Source organism: Streptomyces sp. NPDC001744 (genome assembly GCF_042892575.1).
GTDB lineage: Bacteria > Actinomycetota > Actinomycetes > Streptomycetales > Streptomycetaceae > Streptomyces.
In genome coordinates, this window is sequence record NZ_JBIAUG010000011.1 from 34,769 (window position 1) to 60,439 (window position 25,671).

The following is a 25,671-nucleotide window of genomic DNA, read 5'->3' on the forward strand; positions in this document are numbered from 1 at the left end:
CGAAGTGGCGGCGGCCCCGGGGAGGGCCCGGAGGCCCCGCCCCTCACTCCTCCTCGGCCTCCACGTGTTCCGCGACGGCCACGACCAGGAGCCGGGTGCCGGGCTCGGTGGCGCGCCAGCGGTGCCGCACCCCGCCGGAGAGGTAGAGGCTGTCCCCCCGGTAGAGGCGGTGGGCGCGGCCCTCGGCCTCGACCTCGGCGGCGCCGTCCGCGACGTAGAGCAGTTCGTCGTTGCGGTGCTGGAACTCGCGCCCCGCGTCCTGTTCGCCGGTGAACTCCAGGGCGTGCAGCTGGTGACGGCCCCGGACGAGCGACCGGACGCCCGCGGGCAGGTCCGGGGAGCGCTCGCCGGACCGGACGACGTCGACGGCGCGGGACGCCTCGGCCGCGGCGAGGAGGTCCCCGGCCGTGGTCTCCAGGGCCTCGGCGACGAGTTCGAGGGAGCGGCGGCTGGGGCGGGCCCGGTCGTTCTCGACCTGGCTGAGGAAGGGCACGGAGAGCCCGCTGCGGGAGGCCACGACGGCCAGGGTGAGCTGGAGCGCCCGGCGGCGCCTCTTGACGGCCGCGCCCACGCGGGGCGATTCCTTCTCGTCCATGTCGGCTCCCTCCCTCGCGCCTCGTGCCCGTCGCGATCCTCGTACCGGTCGGTTACCTGAACCTTACGCAGCTTTCGCGCGGGGTTTCGCGTCGTACCGAAAAAGGGGAGGCCGCCGGACACGCTCGGCGACCTCCCCTTTTCGGACGGGAACCGTTCCGGCCCCGCCGGGCGGACGGCTCTTCCGGCCCCCGCCCTACCGCGGGGTGAGCTTCTCCGCGAGGCCGGGGTTCCGGTCGAGCCAGACGCGGACGGCCTGCTGCTCCTTGCCCTTGCCGGTCTCCTGGATGACGGCCTCGAGGTCCGTGAGCTGCTTCTCGGACAGCTCGAAGCCCTTCAGCCAGGCGCCGACCTCGGGGTTCTCCTCGGTGAAACCCTTACGGGCGAGGGTGTGGACGCCGTCGCCCTTGCCCCAGGCCCCCTTGGGGTCCTTCAGCTTCTTCAGGTCGTGGGCGGAGTAGGCCCAGTGCGGCGACCAGAGCGTCACGGCGACGGGCTCCTTGCGCTCGTACGCGCGCTTGAGCTCGGCGAGCATGCCGGGGGTGGAGCCGTCGACGACCTTGTACTCGCCCTCCAGGCCGTACTCCTTCAGGACCTTGTCCTTGAGGATGCCCATCATCCCGGCGCTGGGCTCGATGCCGACGATGCGGCCCTTGAACTGCCCGGCCCTGCCCTTGAGGTCGGCGAGGGAGTCGACGCCCTTCACGTACGAGGGGACGGAGAGTTCCAGGGAGGTGGGGCCGTACCAGGAGCCGAGGTCCTCCAGCTCGTTCCTGTACTTCTCCCAGTACTGGGCGTGGGTGACGGGGAGCCAGGCGTCGGTCTGGAAGTCGAGCTGCCCGCCGGCCAGGCCGGTGTAGAGGGCGCCGGCCTCCAGCTGCTTGGTCTCGACCTCGTAGCCGCGCCGTTCCAGGAGTTCCTTCCACAGGTAGGTGGAGGCGATGCCCTCGTCCCAGGGGATGTAGCCGACGCTGACCTTCTTGCCGTTGCTCCCGGCGGAGGAGGTGCCGGACCCGCCGAGGAGGCCGGTGCCTCCGGCGACGAGGGCGAGGACGACCACGCCGACGAGGGCGGTGACGGGCTGCGGCCGGTGGGCCCAGAGCTTCGCTCCGGTCCGCCCGGCGCTCGCGGCGCGCGCCTTGGCGGCGGCACGGCGGCCCAGCGGGGAGACCTGGCGGCCGAGCGCGCCGGTCATCCGGTCGAGGTACATGGCGAGGACGACGATGGAGACGCCGGCCTCGAAGCCGAGGCCGATGTCGACGTTGCCGATGGCGCGGTAGACGGCGCCGCCGAGCCCGCCGCCGCCGACCATGCCGGCGATGACGACCATGGAGAGGCCGAGCATGATGACCTGGTTGACGCCGGCCATGATCGTCGGGAGGGCGAGCGGGAACTGCACGCGCAGCAGGGTGTCGCGCGGGGTGGTGCCGAACGCCTCGGCGGCCTCGACGAGTTCGCCGTCGACCTGGCGGATGCCGAGTTCGGTCATCCGGACGCCCGGGGGCAGCGCGAAGACGATGGTGGCGATGATGCCGGGGACCACGCCGACGCCGAAGAAGATGATGCCGGGGATCAGGTAGACCATGGCCGGCATGGTCTGCATGAAGTCCAGGACCGGCCGCATGACGGCGCTGGCGCTCTTCGAACGGGCCGCCCAGATGCCGAGCGGCACGGCGATCACCAGGGTGACCAGGGTGGCGACGAGGACGAGGGAGAGCGTCGCCATGGCCTCGTCCCACAGCTCGACGGAGTCGACCAGCGCGAAGCCCGCGAAGGCGAGGACGCCGGCGGCGAAACCGCGCAGCCACCAGGCGACCACGGCGAGGATGCCCGCGAACAGCAGCGGCTGGGGCGCGGACAGGACGGCGTCGATGCCGTCGTAGAGACCGGTGACGCCGGCACTGACGGCGTCGAAGAGCCAGGAGAGCCGGGCCTGGAGCCAGTCGACGGAGGTGTCGACCCACCGGCCGAGGGGAAGCCTAGGCACCGGCGGTCACCCCTTGGGCGTTCCGGGGCTTCCGCGCGTTCGGGATGCCCTTCCCGCCGGTCCCGTCCGCCGTGCCGGCGTCCGCGCCGAGTCCGCCCATGACGCCGAGCAGGCGCTCCGGGGGTACGACTCCGAGGACCCTGCCGTCGGCGTCCTCCACGGTCACGGGGTGCGGGGCGAGGGCGGCGACGGCGCACAGGTCGGCCACGAGCGTGTCGGGTCCCACGGCCCGGCAGGCGCAGCCGTCGGGGCAGTCGGCCGCCGTGCCCCGCGTCATGACGGAGGAGGCGGTGAGCACCCGGGAGCGGTCGACGTCCTGGATGAAGGAGGCGACGTAGTCGTCGGCCGGCCGGACCAGGATGTCCTCGGCGGTGCCGAGCTGGACGATCCCGCCGTCGCGCATGACCGCGATCCGGTCGCCGAGCCGCATGGCCTCGTTGAGGTCGTGGGTGATGAAGACGATGGTCTTCTTCAGCCGCTGCTGGAGGACGAGGAGCTGGTCCTGCATGTCGCGGCGGATCAGCGGGTCGAGGGCGCTGAAGGACTCGTCCATGAGGAGCAGGTCGGCGTCGGTGGCGAGCGCGCGGGCGAGGCCGACGCGCTGCTGCATGCCGCCGGAGAGTTCGTCGGGCCAGGACTTCTCCCAGCCGGCGAGGCCGCACAGTTCGAGGGCCTCGGTGGCGCGGGTCTCGCGTTCGGCGCGGGCCACGCCCTGCACCTCCAGGCCGTAGGCGGCGTTCTCCAGGACGTTGCGGTGCGGGAAGAGCGCGAAGTGCTGGAAGACCATGCTGATCCGGCGGGAGCGGACGGCGCGGAGCTCGCGGGGGGAGAGCGCGGTGAGGTCGTCGCCGTCGAAGAGGACCCGGCCCGCGGTGGGTTCGAGCAGGCCGTTGAGCATGCGCAGGAGGGTGGACTTCCCGGAGCCGGACAGGCCCATCACGACGAAGATCTGGCCGGGTTCGACGACGAATCCGGCGTCGATGACGGCCGCCGTCGTCCCTTCGGCGCGCAGCTCCTCTCGGTCGGCGCCGTTGGCGAGCCTCCGGACGGCTTCGTCGGGTCGTCTGCCGAACACCTTGTACAGGTGGTCGGCCTGGAGCCTGGACACATACACCTCACGGGTAGCGATGAAGAACGGTCCCGCCACCCCCGCGAGGCCGGACCGTGGAGCGGGCGGGATCGGCCCGCGTCCCGTCACGCACGGTGTTCCTTTGGTTGAAATCCGTACCGGGTCCGCTCCGGGCACGCCCATGCCCGGGACCCGGCGACGCAAACGCGAAGGTGACCCAGGTCACGGGCGGTGTCCGGAGACCCGGCCGGGCCGCCCCCGCCCGCCGGGGCCCGGCGGGGCCCGCCTCCGAGCGGCCCCGCGCCGGACTCCGAGGCCGCCCGACCGGTCCGGACCGGAGCCCGGCGCGGCCCCTCCGCCGCCCGGCCGCGCCCTAGACTCGGCCGGGTGACGCGACGTTTGATGCTCCTCGACACCGCCAGCCTCTACTTCCGCGCGTACTTCGGCGTGCCGGACTCCGTCCGGGCCCCCGACGGCACTCCGGTGAACGCCGTGCGCGGACTCCTCGACTTCATCGGCCGGCTCGTCCGGGACCACCGTCCGGACGACCTGGTGGCCTGCTGGGACGAGGACTGGCGACCGCGGTGGCGGGTGGACCTGATCCCGTCGTACAAGGCGCACCGGGTGGCCGCGGAGACGGAGACGGGACCGGACCGGGAGGAGGTCCCGGACACGCTGTCCCCGCAGGTGCCGGTGATCGAGGAGGTCCTCGCGGCCCTCGGCGTCGCACGGGTCGGGGCGGCCGGTTACGAGGCGGACGACGTGATCGGGACGCTGGCGGTGCGGGCCCGGGGCCCGGTGGACGTCGTCACGGGCGACCGGGACCTGTTCCAGCTGGTGGACGACGCGCGGGGGGTGCGGGTGCTGTACCCGCGCAAGGGCGTGGGCGACTGCGACCTGGTGGACGGGGAGCTGATCCGCGCGAAGTACGGGGTGCGCCCCGACCGGTACGCGGACTTCGCGGCGCTGCGCGGGGACGCCAGCGACGGCCTGCCCGGCGTGAAGGGCATCGGGGAGAAGACGGCGGCCCAGCTCGTCACGGAGTACGGCGACCTGGCGGGGGTGCGGGCGGCGGCGGAGGACCCGGCGTCGGGGCTGACGCCCGCCAAGCGGCGCGGAATCCTGGAGGCGGCGGCGTACCTGGACGTGGCGCCGAAGGTGGTGCGGGTCGCCACCGACGTGCCCCTGCCGGAGTTCGACCCGGCCCTGCCTCCGGCGCCGCGCGACCCGGCGGCCCTGGACGCGCTGGTGAAGCGGTGGGGCCTGGCCGGGGCCGTCGGGCGGCTGCTGCCGGTCCTGGAGGAACGGGCCGGACGGTCCGCGCCCGGCCGTCCGCACGGCGAAGTGCTAGCTTAGGCATACCTAAGTACACAGAGTCAGGAGAGTCCGTCGTGGCAGAGCAGCCGGCCCGCAAGGCACCGAGGGCCACCGAAGCGCGCGTGGTGCACACGGAACGGATCACCCCGCACATGGTGCGGATCGTCCTCGGCGGCCCGGGGCTCGACGGGTTCGACGCCCGCGAGTACACCGACCACTACGTGAAGCTGCTCTTCGCCCCGGAGGGGGTCGCCTACCCGGAGCCGTTCGACATCGAGCGGATCCGGAAGGAGTACCCCCGGGAGCAGTGGCCGACGACGCGGACGTACACGGTACGGGCCTGGGACCCGGACCGGCGCGAGCTGACCGTCGACTTCGTGGTCCACGGCGACGAGGGCCTGGCCGGGCCCTGGGCGGCGCGCGCCCGGGTGGGCGAGACGGTGCGGTTCCTGGGCCCCGGCGGCGGCTACGCGCCGGACGCCGCGGCCGACTGGCACCTGTTCGTGGGGGACGAGAGCGCGCTGCCGGCCGTCGCGGCGTCCCTCGAACGGCTCCCCTCCGGGGCGCGGGCGCACGTCTTCCTGGAGGTCGCGGACGCGGCGGAGGAGCAGAAGCTGACGGCCGGGCCCGGCGTCGGGGTCACCTGGCTGCACCGGGGCGACCGCCCGGTGGGCGAGGCGCTGGTCGACGCGGTCCGGGCCCTGGACTTCCCGGCGGGCGACGTGCACGCCTTCGTCCACGGAGAGGCGGGCTTCGTGAAGGAGCTCCGCCGCGACCTGCGGCTCGACCGGGGCGTGGCGCGCGAGCGCCTGTCGATCTCGGGCTACTGGCGGCTGGGCAAGACGGACGAGGCATGGCGCGCGATCAAGCGCGAGTGGAACGACCAGGTGGAGCGCGAGCAGGAGAGCTGAGCGGTCCCCCGGGCGGGGGCCGCCGGGTCACGACGACCCGGCGGCCCCCGCCGCGCGTCCGGCGCGCTCCGGACCGGACGCGCGGCACCACGAAGGCCGGGTGCCCGTGGTGTGATCACCACGGGCACCCGGCCGGAACCCCTCGGAGGAGGGGGACGTCAGCCCACCGAGCTGTAGGCGACGACCCCCCTCAGCAGCGAGTCGACGGCCTTGCGGGCGTTCTTGGCGACGGTGCTGTTCTCCTTGGGCGCGGCGGCGGCGATCTGCCCCAGGACGTCGATGACCTGCTTGCACCAGCGGACGAAGTCACCGGCCGGCATCTCCGCCTCGCGCAGCACCTCGTCGAGGCTCCTGTCGGAGGCCCACTGGTGGACCGCCCAGGCGAACCCGAGGTCCGGTTCGCGCTGGCCGACCCCCTCCGCCTGGTTGATCTTGAACTCCTCCTCCAGGGCGTCCAGGCGGCCCCAGATCCGGACCATCTCACCGAGCGCCGCCTTGGCGTTGCCCGTGGGCAGCTTGGGCGCCACGGCGTCGTCGGCCTGACGGGACTCGAACACCAGCGCCGAGACGCAGGCGGCGAGTTCCGGCGGGGTGAGCCCCTCCCAGACGCGGTCGCGGAGGCACTCGCTCGCCAGCAGGTCGAGCTCGCCGTAGAGCCGGGCGAGCCGCTTGCCGTCGTCCGTGACCTCGTCGTCGCGCAGGTAGTCCAGCTCGGTGAGGAGCGCGACGATCCGGTCGAAGGTGCGGGCGATGGTGTTGGTACGGCCCTCGATGCGCCGCTCCAGCTGCTGGGTGTCCCGCTGGAGGCGGTGGTGGCGCTCGGCCCAGCGGGCGTGGTCCTCGCGCTCGTCGCACCCGTGGCAGGGGTGGGCGCGGATCTCGGTGCGCAGCCGGGCGATCTCGCGGTCGTCCGCGGCTGCGGAACGGTCCTTGCGGTGCCGCTCGGGGTTGATGTGCCCGGCCTTGCTGCGCAGCGCCGAGGCGAGGTCGCGGCGGGACTGCGGGGAGCGCGGGTTGAAGGTCTTGGGAATCCTCATGCGCTCCAGCGCCTCGACCGGCACCGGGAAGTCGATGGAGGCGAGCCTCTTGACCTGCCGCTCGGCGGTGAGGACCAGCGGACGCGGGCCGTCGTGGTGCTCGAACCCCCGGTGACCGTTGGTGCGGCCCGCCGGGATGCCCGGGTCGAGGACGAGGGCGAGGCCGGCGAACTTCCCGGTGGGGACGTGGATGACGTCGCCGGGCTTCAGCTTCTCCAGGGAACCGGCCGCCTGGGCACGGCGCTGGGCGGCACCCTGCCGGGCCAGTTCGGTCTCGCGGTCCTTGAGGTCGCGGCGCAGCCGCGCGTACTCCTCGAAGTCGCCCAGGTGGCAGGTCATGCCCTCTCGGTAGCCCTGGAGGCCCTCCTCGTTCCGCTGGACCTGGCGGGAGATCCCGACGACGGAGCGGTCGGCCTGGAACTGGGCGAAGGACGTCTCGAGGAGTTCGCGGGACCGGTGCCTGCCGAACTGGTCGACGAGGTTGACCGCCATGTTGTACGACGGCCTGAAGCTGGAGCGCAACGGGTACGTGCGCGTGCCGGCGAGGCCCGCGAGGTGGGCGGGATCGAGGCCGCGCTGCCAGAGGACGACGGCATGGCCCTCGACGTCGATGCCCCGGCGCCCGGCACGCCCGGTGAGCTGCGTGTACTCGCCGGGGGTGATGTCGGCGTGCTGCTCGCCGTTCCACTTGACGAGCTTTTCCAGCACGACGGACCGCGCGGGCATGTTGATGCCGAGGGCGAGGGTCTCGGTGGCGAAGACGGCCTTGACCAGGCCGCGCACGAACAGTTCCTCCACGACCTCCTTGAAGGTGGGGAGCATGCCCGCGTGGTGCGCGGCGATCCCCCGCTCCAGGGCCTCCAGCCACTCGTAGTAGCCGAGGACGTGGAGGTCCTCGGCGGGGATGGAGGCGGTGCGCTCCTCGACGATCTCGCGGACCCGCTGCCGGCCCTCGTCGTCGTTGAGGCGGAGCCCGGCGTGGAGGCACTGCTGCACGGCGGCCTCGCAGCCGGCCCGGCTGAAGATGAAGGTGATGGCCGGCAGGAGTCCTTCGGCGTCGAGGCGGTCGATGACCTCGGGCCGGCCGGGGGTCCAGATGCGGGAGCGCTGACGGCGCTCGCGCTCGCGGTCGGCCTCGCGGACCATCTTGCCGCGCCGCCGGTCGCGCGGGTTGTACGTGCGCGTGTTCTCGGTGCGGGCGAGGCGGAGGAGGTCGGGGTTGACCTCGCGCCGGGAGGCGCCGCGGCCCCCGTGGTCGGTCTCCTCCTCGAAGAGGTCGTACATCCGGCGCCCGGCGAGGACGTGCTGCCAGAGCGGCACCGGGCGGCTCTCGGAGACGATGACCTCGGTGTCGCCGCGGACGGTGTCCAGCCAGTCGCCGAACTCCTCGGCGTTGGAGACGGTCGCGGAGAGCGAGACGAGGGTGACGGACTCGGGGAGGTGGATGATCACTTCCTCCCAGACGGCACCGCGGAAGCGGTCCGAGAGGTAGTGCACCTCGTCCATGACGACGTACCCGAGGCCGGAGAGGGCCTGCGACCCCGCGTAGAGCATGTTGCGGAGGACTTCGGTGGTCATGACGACGACCGGCGCGTCGCCGTTGACGCTGTTGTCCCCGGTGAGCAGACCGACCTTGCCGGCGCCGTACCGCTTGACCAGGTCGGCGTACTTCTGGTTCGACAGCGCCTTGATGGGGGTCGTGTAGAAGCACTTGCGGCCCTGCGTGAGGGCGAGGTGGACGGCGAACTCGCCGACGATGGTCTTGCCGGAGCCCGTGGGCGCGGCGACGAGCACCCCCTTGCCCGCTTCGAGTGCCCTGCACGCCTCGATCTGGAAGGGGTCGAGGTCGAAGTCGTACATCTCGCGGAAGGGGGCCAGCGCGGTGGCCTGCTCGGCGTTGCGGGCACGGGCGGCCGCGTACGCCTCGGCTGGTGTGAGGTCCTCTGTCATCTTGTGGTCGAGCCTACCCGCCCCCTCCGACAGTGACGCGGCCTTTATCGCGTTGCCGGGAGGGGGCGGGGCGGACGGGATCCGGGGACCCGCGGGATCAGGTGATGTCGTCGTAACCGTTGAGGCGGTGCGCGCCGCCGTGCTCCCCGGTGGCCTGCTCGGGCAGGGCGCGGGAGGCGTTCACGGGTTCGACGGCTCCGACGGCCTCGGGGACGAGGTCGAGCGCGGACGCCTCGTCGTCGTCGAGTTCGGCGTCGGGGTCGTTGCGCCTGCGCCGCCGGTCGTTGAGGAGGGAGAAGCCCACGGCCGCGAAGTACAGGACGGTGATCGGACCGGCCAGGGCGATCATGCCGACGGGGTCGGTGGTGGGGGTGATGACGGCGCCGAAGACGAAGACGCCCATGATCACGCCGCGCCACCAGCCGGCCATGCGGCGGCCGGTGAGGACACCGGTGAGGTTGAGCATCACCAGGATGAGCGGGAGTTCGAAGGCGAGGCCGAAGACGAGCACCATGCGCAGGGTGAAGTCGAGGACGTCGCCGAGCGAGAGGATGTTCGCGGAGCCCTCGGGCGTGAGGCTGATGAGGACCTTCACGCTGATGGGGAGGATGAGGTACGCGAGATAGGCGCCCGCCGTGAAGAGCGGGACGGCCGCGCCGACGAAGGCGTACGTGTACTTCTTCTCGTTCCTGTGCAGCCCCGGTGCGACGAAGGCCCACAGCTGGTAGAGCCAGACGGGGCTGGCGACGACGAGGCCCGCCGTCAGGGAGAGCTGGATGGTCGTGCTGAACGGGGCCATCAGCGTGTTGAAGGAGACGATCGCGCAGTTTCCGCCGTTGCTGACCACGTCCTTCGGGCAGGTGGGCACCGATCTGGTCAGGAACTGCATCAGCTCCTCGCTGTACACGAGGGCCACGATCGTCACCGCGGCGACGGCGAGGAGACCCTTCGCCAGTCGGTTGCGGAGTTCGCGCAGGTGCTCCACGAGGGGCATGCGTCCCTCGGGGTCCTTCTCCTGCTTGCGGGCAGACTTGAGCAACCCACGTCCTCATCTCGTGCGGCGGCCGCCGCCCGGTGCGGCAGCCGCGGCGGACCGGGTCAGCGCTTGGTGGTGTCCGTCGGCTCGGCGACGGGACGCGCGCTGGTCACGTCACCGGGAGCGGCCTGGATGGTGCGCGGGACGGTCGGGTCCGGCGTTCCGGTGGCGGTTCCGGGGTGCGGGGGGTCGGCGGGGGCGCTCTGCTGGTCCTCCGCCTTCATCGCCTTGGCCTCGCTCTTGAGGATGCGGGCGGACTTCCCGAGCGAGCGGGCCATGTCCGGGAGCTTCTTGGCGCCGAACAGCAGGATGACGACGACGAGGATGAGAATGATCTCGGTGGGGCCGAGCCTACCCATAGCTGTTTACCTTCTTCACCGAGGCGACATGGGGGTGCGTGCCCGGCGGATCGGACAGGCGTCCGGCCACCGCGCTGTCTGCGATCGTAACCCGCAGGAGTAAACGCGGGGCAATGCCCGTGCGTACTCCCGGTTGCGTCCCGCGGTCCCCGGCCGCGGCCGCTTCCGGCAGCGTACGGCACGGGTTCAGCGGAGCGTCTCGCCGGTTCGGGCGAGGTCGGTGGCGGCCGTTTCGAGCTCCTCGGCGGCCCGGGTGATCCGCTGGGTGGTGAGGGTCACCTGGCGGCCGAGGCGCCGGACCTCCGTGAAGACCCTGACGGCGAGGACGCCGAGTACGGCGAGGCCGAGGAAGCCGAGGGCGATGGCGAGCATGGGCCAGAACATGGGACGAGCCTAGACGCTGGGAGGCGGGTCGTTCAGACGGTGGTGTGGAGGCGCAGCGTCCGGACGCCGCCGCCGGTGAGGAGTTCGACGATGCGTTCGCCGGCGGGCTTGCGGACGGAGCTTCCGCACTCGGGGCAGGTGAACGAGTAGAAGGTGGTGCGGCGGCTGGCCCCGATGGCGAGGCGCAGGGCGCTCGCCGAGAGTTCGCAACGGGAACGGCAGTCGGGACAGGCGGCCTTGAAGAGGACCGGGGCCACCGTCGCCGCGAAACCGTGCGTCACAGACATCCACCTCGTCTCTCCCGGCTCCGGCACCCCGCCGTCACCGCCTTTCTCCGGCGGGAAGGTCCCGCCCGCGCGTGGAGGACCACGGGGACCCGCGGTCCGGAGACCGGTCCGCCCCGCGGCGCCCCGCGCGCCTCACCCGCTCCCGTACGCGGCGAGCGCGGCGGCCGCCGCCGTCCTGGCGCTGTCGGCGAGCGCGGCCGGCGCGACGATCCGCCCGTCGCTGCCGAGCCGGAGCGCGAGCCTGCGCAGCGAGGCGGGTTCCGGCGTCCGCAGGGTGATCCGCAGTCCGCCGTCCTCCAGCTCGTCGGCCCGGTCGTGCGGGTAGTACTCGGCGACCCAGCGGCCGCCGGGACCGACCTCGACCACGACCTCGGGGTCGTCGGCGGAGGGGTGGACCAGGCCTTCGGAGAGGTCCCTCAGCTCCAGCTCCGGCGGAGCGGCGGGCTCGTCGAGGATGCGGATCTCCGCGACCCGGTCGAGCCGGAAGGTGCGGCGCGCCTCGGAGAGGCGGCACCACGCCTCCATGTAGGTGTGGCCGACGGCGAAGAGCCGGATCGGGTCGACCTCGCGCTCGGTCAGCTCGTCGCGCGCGGGCGAGTAGTACCGCACCCACAGCCGGCGGCGCTCGGAGATCGCCCGGTCGACCTCGGCGAAGACCCCGCCCTCGGACTCGAAGGTCACCGAGAGCCGGGAGCTGGCCCCGGCCGCCTCGCCGGCCGCGGCCTCCAGCTTGGCGGTGGCCCGGAGCAGGGCCTCCCGGTCGCTCTCGCGGAGCCCCGGCAGGGTGGCGACGGCACGGGCGGCGACGAGCAGGGCGGTCGCCTCGTCGGCGGCCAACCGCAGCGGGGCGGCGACGTCGTCGGGGTTGTGCCACCAGATCCGGTCGCCGTCGGTGTCGATGTCGAGGAGGTCGCCGCCCCGGAAGCTGGTGCCGCACATGGGCAGCACGTCCAGGTCGGAGATCAGCTCGTCCTCGGTGATCCCGAAGGCGCGCGCCACGTCGGCGACGTGGGCGCCGGGACGCTCGCGGAGGTAGGTGACGAGGGAGAGCATCCGCCTCGTCTGGTCGATCGCGTTGGCAGCCATGCGTCCGTCTTCCCCTCAGCCCTTGGCCACGGCGCGCAGCCGGTCCACCACGTCGGCCCGCAGATCGGCCGGTTCCAGTACGACGACGTCGGGGCCGAACTCGACGAGCCAGGCGTCGAGGCCGTGCCCGTACGGGATCTCCAGCTCGTCCCAGCCGTCGGCGCCCTCCCGCACGGACTGGGCGCGGGCCCGCAGCGGATAGCCGCTGCCGGCGCGGAGCCGGATGCGGGCGGAGCGGGTGGCGGTCTCGCCGGCCCAGCTCTCGACGGTCTCCCGGACGGTGACGACGTCGGGCACGGGCGCGGTGAAGGCGCCGGCCCGGGAGCGGACCTTGCCGGTGATCCGGGAGAGCCGGAAGACGCGCTCGGCCCCGCGGTCGCGGTCCCAGCCGGCGAGGTACCAGTGCCCGCGCCAGCATTCGAGGGTCCAGGGCTCGACGTGGCGGGTCTCGGGGCGGGCGGCGTTGGCCTTGCGGTAGTCGAAGACGACGGGACGCCGGTCGCGGCAGGCCAGCATGAGGGGCTCGAAGGCGGCCTCGTGCACCGGGATGCGCGGTTCGAGGGCGCTGGGGTGGGCGTCGTACGCGTCCTCCGCCTCGGGCATGCCCGCGGCGCGGAGCTTCTGGAGGGCGCCGCTGGCGGCCCCGGCGAGGCGGGCCTGCTGCCAGACCCTGGCGGCGAGGCCGAGCGCGGCGGCCTCCTCGGCGTCGAGGGTGATGGGCGGCAGCCGGTTGGAGTCGCGCCGGGCGAGGTAGCCGGTCTCGCCCTCCAGGTTCTCGACGGTCTCGATGACGAGGCCGAGCTCGCGGAGGTCGTCCTTGTCGCGCTCGAACATGCGGTTGAAGGCGTCCTCGCCGCTCGCTTCGAGGTACGCCTCGATGGAGCCGCGCAGCTCGCGCTTGCTCAGCGGGCGGCGCGTCCCGAGCAGGCACAGCGCGAGATTCATCAGCCGCTCGGACTTGGCAATCGCCATCGACGCCCTGCACCTCTTCAGCCGGTTCCACTTCTCGGACGTCCGACCGTACCGCCCCGGAGTGCCGGGGCAAAAGCCGAGGGCCCCCGCCGTGGACGGCGGGGGCCCCACAGGACCTTCACCGGCCGGGTCCGTGCCCGGTCCGGGTCCGGGGTCAGCGCTTGGTGACGCCCACGAGGTCGCAGACGAAGATCAGCGTCTCGCCCGGACCGATCTTGCCGCCGGCGCCGCGGTCGCCGTAGGCGAGGTGCGCGGGGATGATCAGCTGGCGGCGGCCGCCGACCTTCATGCCCTGGACGCCCTGGTCCCAGCCCTGGATGACCTGGCCGACACCGAGCTGGAAGTCGAGCGGGGCGCCGCGGTTCCAGGAGGCGTCGAACTCCTCGCCGGAGTCGAAGGACACGCCCACGTAGTGGACCTTCACGAAGTCGCCCGCGCCGGCGACCTCGCCGTCGCCCTCCCAGACGTCCTTGATCTCCAGGTCCTTCGGCGGCTCGCCGCCCGGGAAGTCGACCTCGGGCTTCTCGATGCTCACTGAACTGCTCCTCATACTGAACACTGCTGAACTGCGCGAACGGGACAGTCTTACATCTTCGTCAGGATGTCCACGGCGAACACCAGCGTGGAGTTCTTCGGGATCCCCTGCTTCTCCTGGTCCCCGAACGCCTCGGACGGCGGGGCCACGATGAGGACGCGGCTGCCGATCTTCTTGCCGACGAGACCGTCCTTGAGGCCCTTCAGCGTGAGCTGGGGCAGCGGGAAGTTGGCGGGCTTGCCCGCGGTGTACGTCGAGTCGAACACCTTGCCGTCCTTCCAGAGGGCGGCGACGTAGTTCACTACGACGGTGTCGGTGGCCTTGACGGCCTCGCCCTTGCCCTCGAGCACGTAGTTCGAGACCAGCTTGGCCGGGGGGTCGGTCTTGGGGACCGTCAGGGCGGGGGCCTTGCCGTCGGTGTTCGTCCCGACCTTGGGCAGGTCCTTGTTCTCCTGCGCGACCTCGGTGCCCTCGGCGGTCTTCGGGATCGTGACGGCCTTCAGGATGTCCACGACGAAGACGAGGGTGGCGTTGGGCTTGATGTCGCCCTGGCCCTGCGCGCCGTAGCCGAGCTCCGGCGGGATGCCGATCTCGATGCGGCTGCCGACCTTCTGGCCCTCCAGGCCCTGGTCCCAGCCCTTGATGACCTGGCCGGCGCCCAGCGTCAGGTCGAAGGGCTGCCCCCGGTCGAAGCTGTTGTCGAAGGGCTTGGTGGAGTCCCAGGCCTGGCCCAGGTAGTTCACCTGGAGCGCGTCGCCCTTCTTCGTCACCTGCCCCTTGCCCTCGCTGATGACGTTGACCTTGAGCTCCTTGGGCGGATCGCCCTCGCCCTTGGAGAGGGTGGGCTTCTCCCCGAACTTCTGTCCCGCCGTGAGGGCGGGCAGTCCGTTCGTCGTCGAGGCGGTGGAGGCGGATTCGGAGTCCTTGGTGTCGCTGCCGCACGCCGCTGTGGAGAGCAGCAGCAGCGGGACGACGAGAAGGCCGGCAAGTCGGCGCACGTGTTCCTCAGATCTCAGACGGCACGGTAGTTGTCCCGACACTCTAGGGGGTGCCCCCGAGACGCCGGGGGCCCCGCACGCCGAACGTGCGGGGCCCCACCGCTTCGTACCACCGGTCCTACATTCCGGCGATCAGCTTCTCCACCCGCTCGTCGACGGAGCGGAAGGGGTCCTTGCACAGCACCGTCCGCTGCGCCTGGTCGTTCAGCTTGAGGTGGACCCAGTCGACGGTGAAGTCCCGCCGCTGCTCCTGGGCGCGGCGGATGAAGTCGCCGCGGAGCCTGGCCCGTGTGGTCTGCGGGGGCACCGACTTGCCCTCGAAGATCTTCAGGTCGTTGCAGATGCGGGCCGCCTGCCCGTTCTTCTGCAGCAGGTAGTACAGCCCACGACGGCGGTGGATGTCGTGGTAGGCGAGGTCTATCTGCGCGACCCTCGGGTTCGACATGGTCATGTTGTGCTTGGCCCGGTACCGCTCGATGAGCTTGTACTTCATGACCCAGTCGATCTCGGTCTCGATGCGGTCCAGCGCCTCGGCCTCGATCGCGTCGAGCGTGCGGCCCCAGAGCTCCAGGACCTGGGCGACGGTGCCGGTCCTGATGCCCCGGCGGTCCACGAAGTCGACGGCCTTCTCGTAGTACTCGCGCTGCACCTCCAGGGCGGACGCCTCGCGTCCGCTGGCGAGCCGGACCTTGCGCTGGCCGGTGACGTCGTGACTGACCTCGCGGATCGCCCGGATGGGGTTCTCCAGGGTCAGGTCGCGCATCACGGTGCCGGCCTCGATCATGCGGAGCACGAGGTCGGTGGCGCCGACCTTGAGCAGCATGGTCGTCTCGGACATGTTCGAGTCGCCGACGATGACGTGGAGCCGGCGGTAGCGCTCGGCGTCGGCGTGCGGCTCGTCCCGGGTGTTGATGATGGGCCGGGAACGGGTGGTGGCGGAGCTGACGCCCTCCCAGATGTGCTCGGCGCGCTGGGAGACGCAGTAGACCGCGCCCCGCGGGGTCTGGAGGACCTTCCCCGCGCCGCAGATGAGCTGCCGGGTGACGAGGAACGGAATGAGGATGTCCGCGAGCCGGGAGAACTCCCCGTGCCGGGCGACGAGATAGTTCTCGTGGCAGCCGTAGGAGTTTCCGGCCGAGTCGGTGTTGTTCTTGAAGAGGTAGACGTCGCCCGCGATTCCCTCCTCGTGCAGGCGGCGTTCGGCGTCGACGAGCAGTCCTTCGAGAATGCGCTCGCCGGCCTTGTCGTGGGTGACCAGTTCGGTCACGTTGTCGCATTCCGGTGTGGCGTACTCCGGATGCGAACCCACGTCGAGGTACAGACGGGCACCGTTCCGCAGGAAGACATTGCTGCTGCGGCCCCATGACACGACACGGCGGAAGAGGTAGCGCGCCACTTCGTCAGGAGACAGTCGGCGCTGTCCCCTGAACGTGCACGTGACGCCGTACTCGTTCTCCAGCCCGAAAATGCGGCGGTCCATGTCTGAACATTACGCCTGAGGGCCTGTGCTGAAACCGGGTTGGACGTTCCCGTTTCGATCATTTTCTCAACGGGGCGTGTTCTTTTCGGTGTGTACGACGGCGGGGGCTTCCCCGTCCACGGCGTGTCGCGCGTCGTCGCCGGGGGCCGCCGGAGCGGCCAGGACGCGGGCCGTGGCGAGGAGGACGAGGAGGGCGGTGAGGCCGCCCGCTCCGGCGACGGCGAACCCGGAGGCGGTCCCGGCGAGTTCGACGGTGGGCCCGGCGACGGCGGAGCCGAGGGCCGAACCGACGCCGAAGGTGGTGACGAGCCAGGAGAACGCCTCGGTCACGGTGCCGCGCGGCGCGTGGCGGTCGACCACGAGGAAGGCGCAGGCGAGGGCGGGGGCCAGGAAGACCCCGGCGAGGACCGAGAGGCCCGTCATGGCGGCGGGCCCGGGGACGAGGACGAGCGGCAGGTAGCAGACCGCGAGGAGCAGGACGAGGACGCGCAGGCGTCTCTCGGGCGCTCCCGCCCACCGCCGGGCGCCGTAGGCGACGCCGCCGAGGAGGGCGCCGAGACCGAGGGCGGCCATCAGCCGGCCGTAGACGGCGGGGGCGTTCCGGTCGTCGGCGTAGGCGACGGCGGCGACGGTGATGGAGCCGAGGGCGAGCCCGACGAAGAAGAAGGAGCCGAGGAGGGCGAGGAGGCCGGGCGAGCGCAGGGCGCCCAGCCAGTGGGCCTCGCGGGGTGCGGAGCGCCAGGCGCGGGAGGGCTCGGAGAGGACGACGGCGAGGGCACCGAGGACGCCCAGGGCGTTGATGACGAGGAGGGCGGCGGCGGGCGACCACAGGGAGACCAGGAGGGTCAGCAGCAGCGGGCCCGCGGTGAACATGATCTCCTGGGCGACCGCGTCGAGGGCGTACGCGCGGTGGATCCGGTCCTCCCGGCCGAGGACGCTCGGCCACAGGGCCCGCAGCCCGCCCTCCAGGGGCGGGGTGAAGAGCCCGGCGACGACGACGGCCGCGTACGCCAGGGCGAGGGGGGCGATGCCGGTGAGGGCGAGCAGCGCCATGCCGAGGGCGGAGAGGACCGCGGCGGGCAGCTGGACCCGGGGCTGGCCCTTGAGGTCGACGGCGCGGCCGAGGAGGGGCTGGCCGATGGCGGTGGCGACGCCGTAGGCGGCGATGAGGCCGCCGGCGAGGGTGTAGCTGCCGCCCTGGTCGCGGACGAAGAGGGTGAGGGCGACGGGGCCGGTGCCGTTGGGCAGGCGCCCCACGAGCGTTCCGGCGAGCAGCCGGGCCGCGTGCGGCGCCCGGAGTATGTCCAGATAGCCCCCGTGCGCCGTGGTCCCGGTGGCCATGTGGTCTCCCCTCACCCCGGATCCCACCGAGGTTTTACGTATAACTTCCGTCCTCATACGTACCATGGCGGCTGCGCGCGGGTCCACCCCGCGCTCCCGGACCGTCCGACGCGGAGGCTTGTGTGCAGACCCCGGAGCCGCTCGGCGGCACGCGCCCGACCAGCCGGGACGTCGCCCGGGCCGCGGGCGTCTCGCAGGCCACCGTCTCCCTGGTCCTCGGCGAGAAGTGGCGCGGCCGGGTCTCCGAGCGCACCGCCGGCGCCGTGCGGGAGGCCGCCCGGGGCCTCGGCTACCGGCCCAACCTGGCCGCCCGCAACCTCCGGCTCGGCCGCACCCGGACGGCCCTGCTCGTCGTGCCGGCCCTCACCAACGAGTTCTTCGCCCGGGTCTACACCGGGGCCGCGGCCGTCGCCGCCCGGCACGGCTTCGGCGTCGTCCTCTACCCCTCCCCCGACGGCATCGGCCCCGCGAAGGACCCCTTCGCCTCCGCCCGCGCCGCCCTCGACGGGGTGATCGCCTCCTCGATGGCCACGGACGCCCTGGAGGCCTTCCGGGGCACCGACCTGCCGCTGGTGATGCTGGACAGCGACCCGGCCGGCAGCGCGGCGGCCCACGTCAACCTGGACGTCGCCGACGGCATGCGCCAGGTGACCGGCCACCTGCTCGCGCTCGGCCACCGGCGCTTCGTCCACCTCGCCTCGGCCGTGCACTCCTGGACCTTCGACGTCCGGGCCGCCGCCCTCGCCGGCTCCCTGAGCGGGGAGGGCGTGTCGGTGCGGACCGTCCGCGCCCCGCTGGACGTGCGCGGCGCGACGGCCGCCGCCGAGCGGGTCCTCGCGGCCCCCGGGCCCCGTCCCACCGCCCTCGTGTGCGACGACGACATCCTCGCGGCGGGCGCCTGCAAGGCCCTGCGGCGGCGCGGGCTGCGCGTCCCCGAGGACGTCTCGGTCACCGGCTTCGACGACCTGGCGCTCGCGACCGCCGTCGAGCCCGAGCTGACCACCGTCGCGCTGCCCGCCGAACACGTCGGGGAGCGGGGCATGGCCGCCCTCCTCGCCGTCCTGGCGGGCGAGCCCGCACCGCCGGACCTGCTGCCGGTCTCCCTGGTGCCCCGCGGTTCCTCCGGCCCCGCGCCGGCCGCCTGAGCCGCGCCCCGGACACGTGCCCCGGACACGCGAAGGGGTCCCGGCCCGCTCGCGCGCGCCGGGACCCCCGGGGGTGGTACCGCCTACTCCTCGGGAGCCTCGTCGGAGGGCTCGTCCGTCTTCGCCACCGCCGCGTTGTCCGCCTCCAGGAGGCGCGACAGCTGGCGGCCGACGATCCGCTTGAACTTGCGCTGCTGCGGGCGCGTGCGGTCCAGGACCGCCACCTCCAGGCGCTCGGCGGGGATGTCCCGCTCGCTGCCGTTGGTGTCCCGCGAGAGCGCCTGCACGGCCAGCTTCAGGGCCTCGGCCAGGGACATGCCGTCCCGGTGCCGCTGGTCCAGGAAGGAGCCGATCTGCTCCGCGTTGCCGCCCACCGCGACCGAGCCGTGCTCGTCGACGATCGAGCCGTCGTGCGGCAGCCGGTAGATCTGGTCGCCCTCCGGCTCGGTGCCGACCTCCGCGACGACCAGCTCCACCTCGTACGGCTTCTCCCCCGCGCTGGAGAAGATGGTGCCGAGCGTCTGCGCGTAGACGTTGGCCAGGCCGCGCGCGGTGACGTCGCCCCGGTCGTAGGTGTAACCCCGCAGGTCGGCGTAGCGCACACCGCCGATGCGGAGGTTCTCGTACTCGTTGTACTTGCCGGCGGCCGCGAAGCCGATCCGGTCGTAGATCTCGCTGAACTTGTGCAGGGCGCGGGACGGGTTCTCGCCGACGAAGACGATGCCGTCGGCGTACTGGAGGACGACGAGGCTGCGGCCGCGGGCGATGCCCTTGCGGGCGTACTCGGCCCGGTCGGCCATGGCCTGCTGGGGTGAGACGTAGAACGGAGTGGACACCGGCGGTCCGTCCCTTTCTTCTGGGCTTCTGGAGCGACGGGTGGTCAGAGCAGGGCGGCGCGCGGCCCGTCGGGCTGCACGAGACGCCGCTCGGTGACCGATCGGGCCAGCTCGGAGGACTCGGCCTCGCCGAGCCTGCGGAAGCCCTCGTCGGTGATGACGGTGACGATGGGGAAGATCCGGCGGGCCATGTCCGGGCCGCCGGTCGCGGAGTCGTCGTCCGCCGCGTCGTAGAGCGCCTGCACGACCAGCGTGGTGGCCTGCTGCTCGGTCAGGTCGTCGCGGTAGAGCTTCTTCATCGAGCCCCGCGCGAAGATCGAACCCGATCCGGTGGCGGCGAAGCCGTGCTCCTCGGAGCGGCCGCCGGTCACGTCGTAGGAGAAGATCCGGCCCTTCTCCCTGCTCTCGTCCCAGCCCGCGAAGAGCGGCACGACGGCGAGGCCCTGCATGGCCATGCCGAGGTTGCCGCGGATCATGGTGGACAGGCGGTTCGCCTTGCCCTCCAGGGAGAGCGTGGTGCCCTCCACCTTCTCGAAGTGCTCCAGCTCCAGCTGGAAGAGCTTGACCATCTCCACCGCCAGGCCGGCGGTGCCCGCGATGCCGACCGCGGAGTACTCGTCGGCCGGGAACACCTTCTCGATGTCCCGCTGCGCGATCATGTTCCCCATGGTGGCGCGGCGGTCGCCGGCCAGCACCACCCCGCCGGGGAACGTGGCGGCCACGATGGTGGTGCCGTGGGGGGCTTCGACGACGCCCTCCGGCAGCCTCCGGTTGCCGGGCAGGTGTTCCGGCGCGTGCGCGGACAGGAAGTCCATGAACGAGGACGAGCCCGGCGTCAGGAAGGCCGCCGGCAGACGCCCGGTGCTACGAGGGTTGGCTTCCACGCGATTCCTTCCGGGTGGGAGAGTCGGCCCGCCGTGGGACGCGCGGGCCGATCTTGCTTGCTGTGCACGGACCTTACCCGTGCCACAGCCTGTCACCCGTCCCCGGGCCCACGGCTTTCTCCGGGGCTCCGGGGACGGAGGACGACAGGTGCGCGCGGCGGTTACTCGCCACCCTTTTGGACGAAGGAGCGCACGAAGTCCTCGGCGTTCTCCTCGAGCACGTCGTCGATCTCGTCGAGGACGGAGTCCACGTCCTCGCTCAGCTTCTCCTGGCGCTCCTGGAGGTCGGAGTCCGCCTCCGTGGTGGTCTCCTCGACCTCCTCCGCGGAACGCGTCGCCTTCTGCTGTCCGCCGCCGGTGTCCTTGGTCGCCATATCCCTCACCCCGCTCGAATCGGCCCGCTCGGTTGAGTCCTTGCAAGATCAGACCCTATAGGTCGGGTCCGACTTCGGCCTCGTGGTTTCCACAACGCCCGGGCGCTGATTCCATGATTCCCAGGACCGGGGCGTTTCAGGCCCGTCCCGGGCCCCCGGTTCATTCGCCCGAGAGCACGCGCACCAGTTCCTCGGCCGTACGACAGCGGTCCAGGAGCGATTTCACGTGCTCCTTGGTGCCCCGCAGCGGTTCCAGGGTGGGGACCCGCTGGAGGGAGTCCCGGCCGGGCAGGTCGAAGATCACCGAGTCCCAGGAGGCCGCGGCGACGTCGTCGGCGTACTGCTCCAGACAGCGGCCCCGGAAGTAGGCCCTGGTGTCCTCGGGCGGCGCCGTCTCGGCCCGCTCCACCTCGGACTCGTCCAGGAGCCGCTTCATGCGCCCGCGTGCCGCCAGACGGTTGTAGAGGCCCTTGTCGGGGCGCACGTCCGCGTACTGGAGGTCCACCAGGTGCAGCCGGGCGGCGTCCCAGTCCAGGCCGTCGCGGCGCCGGTAGCCCTCCATGACCTCCCGCTTCGCGATCCAGTCGAGTTCGCCGGCCAGGCTCATCGGGTCGTTCTCCAGCCGGTTGAGGGTGTCCTCCCAGCGGCTGAGGACGTCCTTGGTCTGCGCGTCCGCGTCCGTGCCGTACCGCTCGTCCACGTACTTCCTGGCCAGCTCGAAGTACTCCATCTGGAGCTGGACGGCGGTGAGCGTGCGGCCGCTGCGGAGCGGGACCAGGTACTGGAGCGAGGGGTCGTGCGAGACCTGGTGGAGGGTGCGCACCGGCTGGTCGACGGCGAGGTCGACGGTGATGAAGCCGTCCTCGATCATCGACAGGACCAGCGCGGTGGTGCCCAGTTTGAGGTAGGTCGAGATCTCCGAGAGGTTCGCGTCGCCGATGATCACGTGCAGGCGGCGGTAGCGCTCGGCGTCGGCGTGCGGCTCGTCCCGGGTGTTGATGATGGGCCGTTTGAGGGTGGTCTCCAGGCCCACCTCTACCTCGAAGTAGTCGGCGCGCTGGCTGATCTGGAAGCCGTCCTCCCGCCCGTCCTGGCCGATGCCGACCCGTCCCGCCCCGGTGACGACCTGGCGGGAGACGAAGAAGGGGGTGAGGTGGCGCACGATGTCCGAGAAGGGGGTCTCCCGCTTCATCAGGTAGTTCTCGTGCGTGCCGTAGGAGGCGCCCTTGTTGTCCGTGTTGTTCTTGTAGAGGTGGATGGGCTGGGCCCCGGGGAGCTGGGCCGCGCGCTCGGCCGCCTCGGCCATGATCCGCTCGCCGGCCTTGTCCCAGAGGACGGCGTCGCGCGGGTTGGTCACCTCGGGTGAGCTGTACTCCGGATGGGCGTGGTCCACGTAGAGGCGGGCCCCGTTGGTGAGGATCACGTTGGCGAGGCCGATGTCCTCGTCGGTGAGCTGGCTGGAGTCGGCCACCTCGCGGGCGAGGTCGAAGCCCCGGGCGTCCCGCAGCGGGTTCTCCTCCTCGAAGTCCCAGCGGGCCCGGCGCGCCCGGTGCATCGCCGCCGCGTAGGCGTTGACGATCTGGGACGAGGTGAGCATGGCATTGGCGTTCGGGTGTCCCGGGACGGAGATCCCGTATTCCGTCTCGATGCCCATTACTCGCCGTACGGTCATGCGGCCCTCCTTGCCCGGCGGCGCTCACTGTGCGCGACTCGGCGGTACCGAAGAGCCTGGATCGGCTCCGCGCTCGTAGGGAGATCGTTCGCGGTGTTCCCCCGTACCGCCGGAGGAACACCGGGTGGAACGCGCCGGCTGCGGATGCCCGGTTTCCGGACATCCGCAGCCGGCGGGCTTTCTACAGGTACTGACCGGTATTGGCCACCGTGTCGATGGAGCGTCCGGTGTCCGCGCCCTGCTTTCCGGTGACGAGCGTACGGATGAACACGATCCGCTCGCCCTTCTTTCCGGAGATGCGGGCCCAGTCGTCGGGGTTGGTGGTGTTGGGCAGGTCCTCGTTCTCCTTGAACTCGTCCACGCACGCCTGGAGGAGGTGGGAGACCCGGATGCCCTTCTGGTTGTGGTCGAGGAAGTCCTTGATGGCCATCTTCTTGGCCCGGTCCACGATGTTCTGGATCATCGCGCCGGAATTGAAGTCCTTGAAGTACAGGACTTCCTTGTCGCCGTTGGCGTACGTGACTTCGAGGAAGCGGTTCTCCTCGGATTCCGCGTACATCTGCTCGACCACGGACTGGATCATTCCGTGGGCGGCGGCGGCCTTGGAACCGGCGTGCTCGGAGATGTCGTCCTCGTGCAGCGGCAGGTTGCCCGTGAGGTACTTGGCGAAGATGTCCTTCGCCGCCTCCGCGTCCGGACGCTCGATCTTGATCTTCACGTCGAGCCGGCCGGGCCGCAGGATCGCGGGGTCGATCATGTCCTCGCGGTTGGAGGCGCCGATGACGATGACGTTCTCCAGGCCCTCCACGCCGTCGATCTCGGCGAGCAGCTGGGGGACGATGGTGTTCTCCACGTCCGAGCTGACACCGGAGCCACGGGTGCGGAAGAGGGATTCCATCTCGTCGAAGAAGACGATGACGGGGGTGCCCTCGCTCGCCTTCTCCCGGGCACGCTGGAAGACGAGGCGGATGTGCCGCTCGGTCTCGCCGACGTACTTGTTGAGGAGTTCGGGTCCCTTGATGTTGAGGAAGTAGGACTTCCCCGCGGGCCGGCCGGTCACCTCGGCGACCTTCTTGGCCAGCGAGTTGGCGACGGCCTTCGCGATCAGCGTCTTGCCGCAGCCGGGCGGCCCGTAGAGCAGGATGCCCTTGGGCGGCCGCAGTTCGTGCTCCTTGAAGAGGTCCGGGTAGAGGTACGGGAGCTCGACCGCGTCGCGGATCAGCTCGATCTGGTTGCCCAGGCCGCCGATCTTCTCGTAGTCGACGTCCGGCACCTCTTCGAGGACGAGTTCCTCGACCTCGCTCTTGGGGACCACCTCGTAGACGTAGCCGGAGCGGGAGTCGAGCAGCAGGGCGTCGCCGGAGCGGATGGTGATGCCCAGCAGGGGCTCGGCGAGTCTCACCACCCGTTCCTCGTCGGTGTGCCCGACCACCAGGGCGCGCTCGCCGTCCTCCAGGATCTCCTTGAGGGTGACGATGTCGCCGGCGCGCTCGAACTCCATGGCCTCGACCACGTTGAGCGCTTCGTTGAGCATGACCTCCTGGCCGCGCTTGAGCCCGTCGAGCTCGACGCTCGGGCTGACGTTCACCCGGAGCTTGCGGCCGCCGGTGAAGATGTCGCACGTGCCGTCCTCGTTGGCCTGCAGGAAGACACCGAAGCCGGCCGGCGGCTGCGCGAGCCGGTCGACCTCCTCCTTGAGGGCCACGATCTGGTCGCGGGCCTCACGGAGCGTGTTCGCCAGACGTTCGTTCTGCGCGGACACACCGGCCAGGTTGGTCTGCAGCTCGACGATCCGCTCCTCGAGAATCCTCGTGTGACGCGGAGAGTCGGCGAGCTTGCGGCGCAGGACGGCGATTTCCTGCTCGAGATAGGCAACCTGGCCGGCGGGGTCCTCAGACCCTCGCCCCGGCCGGATGCCGCGGTTGATGTCGTCGTCGTGGGCTGCCACGGTCCTCACCTCCTCCAAGGGGAGCTGGACGCTTCCTGACCCTACCTGCGTGGGTGGTGATTGAAACCCCTAGATCAAAAAGACTCCGGGGTGTGTCCGATCTTCACCCTTGCGCTTCCCCTCTCGCCAGGGGAATACCCACCCTTCGGCGTCCGGAAGCGGGCGGTTGTATCGTCGTCTGTGGCCAACACCCGCCACGGGTGGCCCGACTTATCGCGCCAAGCGGAAACGGCAGGAGAAATGACCGTGCAGAACGAGGCCCCGGCGACGGGCGCCGACGAGGCGCTGGAGGTCTGGATCGACCAGGACCTGTGCACCGGGGACGGGATCTGCGCGCAGTACGCGCCCGAGGTCTTCGAGCTGGACATCGACGGGCTCGCCTACGTGAAGAGCGCCGACGACGAGCTCCTCCAGGACGCCGGCGCCACGACTCCGGTGCCGCTGCCGCTGCTCCAGGACGTGGTGGACTCGGCGAAGGAGTGCCCGGGCGACTGCATCCACGTGCGGCGGGTCGCCGACAAGGTCGAGGTGTACGGCCCCGACGCCGACTGAGGGCCCGCCGCGCCGGGAGCGGCGGCCGGGCGGACCGGTGGCGCCGGGGCGGCGGTCGGAGGAATCGCGGGCCGGGCGCCGGCGGTCCGGGGTCAGGCGCCGCGCGCGCCGGTGTCGTCGGAGCGGACGAAGGCGCCCCCCTGCCAGCGCCAGCCGACCCGTTCCTCCTCGTCCGGGCAGCAGCGGGGGACGTCGGGGGACGAGTAGCCGAGCAGAGTGGCGAGGACCACTCCGTCGCGTACGGCCAGCTCGGTGACGTTCTGGTGCCGGCCGGGATCGACGAGCGTGGCCACCACGCGCGCGGGTGCGCCCGCCTCCCTGCCGCGGGTGAGGACGTAGACGCCGCTCGGCGGGGTGCCGAAGCCGGGCGCGCAGCGCACGACCGCGACGGTCTCGGGGTTCCCGTCCCCGTCGAGGTCCCCGGAGGCCCGCTTCGCGACCGTACGGGGGTCCTTCCCGCACTCCAGGGGATAGGCGGCCCCGGCGGCCTCCGGGGCCGCGGCCGGGCGCGGGGCGGCGGCCGGGGTGGCGGTGGCTCCGGCGGGGCCGGGCTGGAGCAGTCCCGCGAGGGCGACGACCGCGGCGGTCGCCGCGGCGGTGGCCAGCCAGTGCACCGGCCCGGCGTGGGTGTGCGCGAGGTCGGTGAGGTCCGGGGCGGCGGGGAGCTGCACGCGAGACGTCTCCTGTGGGGTGGTGCGGCGGGTTTCCCGGCATCGTGCCACACGCCGCAGGGGGGTGGCACCCGTGGGGCCGGGCCCGTCCGGCCGCTTCCCGAACGCCTCGAACACGGGAACGCCGCCGTGGGGGTGGGCCCCCCGGGGGGGGGGGCGGGGGGGGGGGGGGGGGGGGGGGGGGGGGGGGGGCCCGGGGGGGGCGGGCCCGGGCGGGCCGCGCCCCCACCCCCCCCCCCCGGGCCC

Annotated in this window: 24 protein-coding genes; 4 read left to right on the forward strand and 20 right to left on the reverse strand. The window is 72.0% G+C overall.

Annotated features, from left to right (window positions below; all coding sequences use genetic code 11):
* Positions 1-43: 43 nt before the first annotated feature.
* From ACFYZY_RS15300 to ACFYZY_RS15310, 3 genes are all read right to left on the reverse strand, one after another.
* On the reverse strand, positions 44-595 hold the full coding sequence (locus ACFYZY_RS15300) for a helix-turn-helix domain-containing protein (RefSeq protein ID WP_388693674.1): 552 nt from the start codon (positions 593-595) through the stop codon (positions 44-46).
* A 195-nt stretch (positions 596-790) separates the two neighbouring features.
* Positions 791-2,581 (reverse strand): ABC transporter permease/substrate binding protein, encoded by a 1,791-nt coding sequence (locus tag ACFYZY_RS15305; protein WP_388693675.1) that lies wholly within the window; start codon positions 2,579-2,581, stop codon positions 791-793.
* Positions 2,574-3,689: a glycine betaine/L-proline ABC transporter ATP-binding protein gene (locus ACFYZY_RS15310; RefSeq protein ID WP_388693677.1), complete on the reverse strand. Its 1,116-nt coding sequence runs from the start codon at positions 3,687-3,689 to the stop codon at positions 2,574-2,576. The genes ACFYZY_RS15305 and ACFYZY_RS15310 overlap by 8 nt, the downstream gene beginning before the upstream one ends.
* A 363-nt stretch (positions 3,690-4,052) precedes the next feature.
* On the opposite strand from ACFYZY_RS15310, the gene ACFYZY_RS15315 reads away from it, so the two are divergent.
* Both ACFYZY_RS15315 and ACFYZY_RS15320 read left to right on the forward strand, forming a co-directional pair.
* Complete coding sequence (locus ACFYZY_RS15315; protein ID WP_388693971.1) at positions 4,053-5,006, forward strand: 5'-3' exonuclease H3TH domain-containing protein; 954 nt, start codon at positions 4,053-4,055, stop codon at positions 5,004-5,006.
* Between the two features lie 35 nt (positions 5,007-5,041).
* Positions 5,042-5,878, forward strand: a complete 837-nt coding sequence (locus ACFYZY_RS15320; protein WP_388693679.1) for a siderophore-interacting protein — start codon at positions 5,042-5,044, stop codon at positions 5,876-5,878.
* Positions 5,879-6,036: 158 nt separating this feature from the next.
* Here the strand turns inward: ACFYZY_RS15320 and ACFYZY_RS15325 are convergent, their stop codons facing one another.
* From ACFYZY_RS15325 to ACFYZY_RS15375, 11 genes are all read right to left on the reverse strand, one after another.
* A complete protein-coding gene (locus ACFYZY_RS15325; RefSeq protein WP_388693681.1) occupies positions 6,037-8,865 on the reverse strand; it encodes a DEAD/DEAH box helicase in 2,829 nt (942 codons plus the stop codon).
* Between the two features lie 97 nt (positions 8,866-8,962).
* On the reverse strand, positions 8,963-9,859 hold the full coding sequence (gene tatC / locus ACFYZY_RS15330) for a twin-arginine translocase subunit TatC (RefSeq protein WP_388693973.1): 897 nt from the start codon (positions 9,857-9,859) through the stop codon (positions 8,963-8,965).
* A gap of 104 nt (positions 9,860-9,963) precedes the next feature.
* On the reverse strand, positions 9,964-10,260 hold the full coding sequence (gene tatA, locus ACFYZY_RS15335) for a Sec-independent protein translocase subunit TatA (protein ID WP_388693683.1): 297 nt from the start codon (positions 10,258-10,260) through the stop codon (positions 9,964-9,966).
* A 186-nt stretch (positions 10,261-10,446) separates the two neighbouring features.
* Complete coding sequence (locus ACFYZY_RS15340; RefSeq protein ID WP_388693685.1) at positions 10,447-10,644, reverse strand: hypothetical protein; 198 nt, start codon at positions 10,642-10,644, stop codon at positions 10,447-10,449.
* A 32-nt stretch (positions 10,645-10,676) separates the two neighbouring features.
* Positions 10,677-10,931: a hypothetical protein gene (locus ACFYZY_RS15345; RefSeq protein WP_388693687.1), complete on the reverse strand. Its 255-nt coding sequence runs from the start codon at positions 10,929-10,931 to the stop codon at positions 10,677-10,679.
* A gap of 132 nt (positions 10,932-11,063) precedes the next feature.
* On the reverse strand, positions 11,064-12,017 hold the full coding sequence (locus ACFYZY_RS15350; RefSeq protein WP_388693689.1) for a helix-turn-helix transcriptional regulator: 954 nt from the start codon (positions 12,015-12,017) through the stop codon (positions 11,064-11,066).
* 15 nt (positions 12,018-12,032) lie between these two features.
* On the reverse strand, positions 12,033-12,989 hold the full coding sequence (locus ACFYZY_RS15355) for a helix-turn-helix transcriptional regulator (protein ID WP_388693690.1): 957 nt from the start codon (positions 12,987-12,989) through the stop codon (positions 12,033-12,035).
* A 154-nt stretch (positions 12,990-13,143) separates the two neighbouring features.
* Positions 13,144-13,524, reverse strand: a complete 381-nt coding sequence (locus ACFYZY_RS15360) for an FKBP-type peptidyl-prolyl cis-trans isomerase (RefSeq protein WP_388693692.1) — start codon at positions 13,522-13,524, stop codon at positions 13,144-13,146.
* A 50-nt stretch (positions 13,525-13,574) separates the two neighbouring features.
* On the reverse strand, positions 13,575-14,522 hold the full coding sequence (locus tag ACFYZY_RS15365; protein WP_388693694.1) for an FKBP-type peptidyl-prolyl cis-trans isomerase: 948 nt from the start codon (positions 14,520-14,522) through the stop codon (positions 13,575-13,577).
* A gap of 118 nt (positions 14,523-14,640) precedes the next feature.
* On the reverse strand, positions 14,641-16,002 hold the full coding sequence (gene pafA, locus ACFYZY_RS15370; protein WP_388693696.1) for a Pup--protein ligase: 1,362 nt from the start codon (positions 16,000-16,002) through the stop codon (positions 14,641-14,643).
* A gap of 66 nt (positions 16,003-16,068) precedes the next feature.
* Positions 16,069-17,343: an MFS transporter gene (locus ACFYZY_RS15375; RefSeq protein ID WP_388693697.1), complete on the reverse strand. Its 1,275-nt coding sequence runs from the start codon at positions 17,341-17,343 to the stop codon at positions 16,069-16,071.
* 122 nt (positions 17,344-17,465) lie between these two features.
* Here ACFYZY_RS15375 and ACFYZY_RS15380 point away from each other — a divergent pair, with 122 nt between their 5' ends.
* Positions 17,466-18,488, forward strand: a complete 1,023-nt coding sequence (locus ACFYZY_RS15380; protein ID WP_388693698.1) for a LacI family DNA-binding transcriptional regulator — start codon at positions 17,466-17,468, stop codon at positions 18,486-18,488.
* An 83-nt stretch (positions 18,489-18,571) separates the two neighbouring features.
* On the opposite strand, the gene prcA is transcribed toward ACFYZY_RS15380, so the two are convergent.
* From prcA to arc, 5 genes are all read right to left on the reverse strand, one after another.
* A complete protein-coding gene (prcA, locus tag ACFYZY_RS15385; protein WP_388693700.1) occupies positions 18,572-19,324 on the reverse strand; it encodes a proteasome subunit alpha in 753 nt (250 codons plus the stop codon).
* Positions 19,325-19,368: 44 nt separating this feature from the next.
* Complete coding sequence (gene prcB / locus ACFYZY_RS15390) at positions 19,369-20,208, reverse strand: proteasome subunit beta (RefSeq protein WP_388693702.1); 840 nt, start codon at positions 20,206-20,208, stop codon at positions 19,369-19,371.
* 161 nt (positions 20,209-20,369) lie between these two features.
* Entirely contained in the window at positions 20,370-20,582 is a 213-nt protein-coding gene (locus ACFYZY_RS15395; protein ID WP_388693704.1) for a ubiquitin-like protein Pup, read from the reverse strand.
* Positions 20,583-20,742: 160 nt separating this feature from the next.
* Positions 20,743-22,254 carry a depupylase/deamidase Dop gene (gene dop, locus ACFYZY_RS15400; protein ID WP_388693706.1) on the reverse strand — a complete coding sequence of 504 codons (1,512 nt, stop codon included), beginning with the start codon at positions 22,252-22,254 and terminating at the stop codon, positions 20,743-20,745.
* A 181-nt stretch (positions 22,255-22,435) separates the two neighbouring features.
* The gene (gene arc, locus ACFYZY_RS15405; protein WP_388693708.1) at positions 22,436-24,202 is read right to left on the reverse strand and encodes a proteasome ATPase; all 1,767 of its coding nucleotides are present in this window, start codon (positions 24,200-24,202) and stop codon (positions 22,436-22,438) included.
* A gap of 240 nt (positions 24,203-24,442) precedes the next feature.
* On the opposite strand from arc, the gene ACFYZY_RS15410 reads away from it, so the two are divergent.
* Complete coding sequence (locus ACFYZY_RS15410; RefSeq protein ID WP_388693710.1) at positions 24,443-24,754, forward strand: ferredoxin; 312 nt, start codon at positions 24,443-24,445, stop codon at positions 24,752-24,754.
* Positions 24,755-24,846: 92 nt separating this feature from the next.
* Here ACFYZY_RS15410 and ACFYZY_RS15415 read toward each other — a convergent pair whose 3' ends face one another.
* Entirely contained in the window at positions 24,847-25,425 is a 579-nt protein-coding gene (locus ACFYZY_RS15415; protein WP_388693711.1) for a hypothetical protein, read from the reverse strand.
* Between the last annotated feature and the right edge of the window lie 246 nt (positions 25,426-25,671).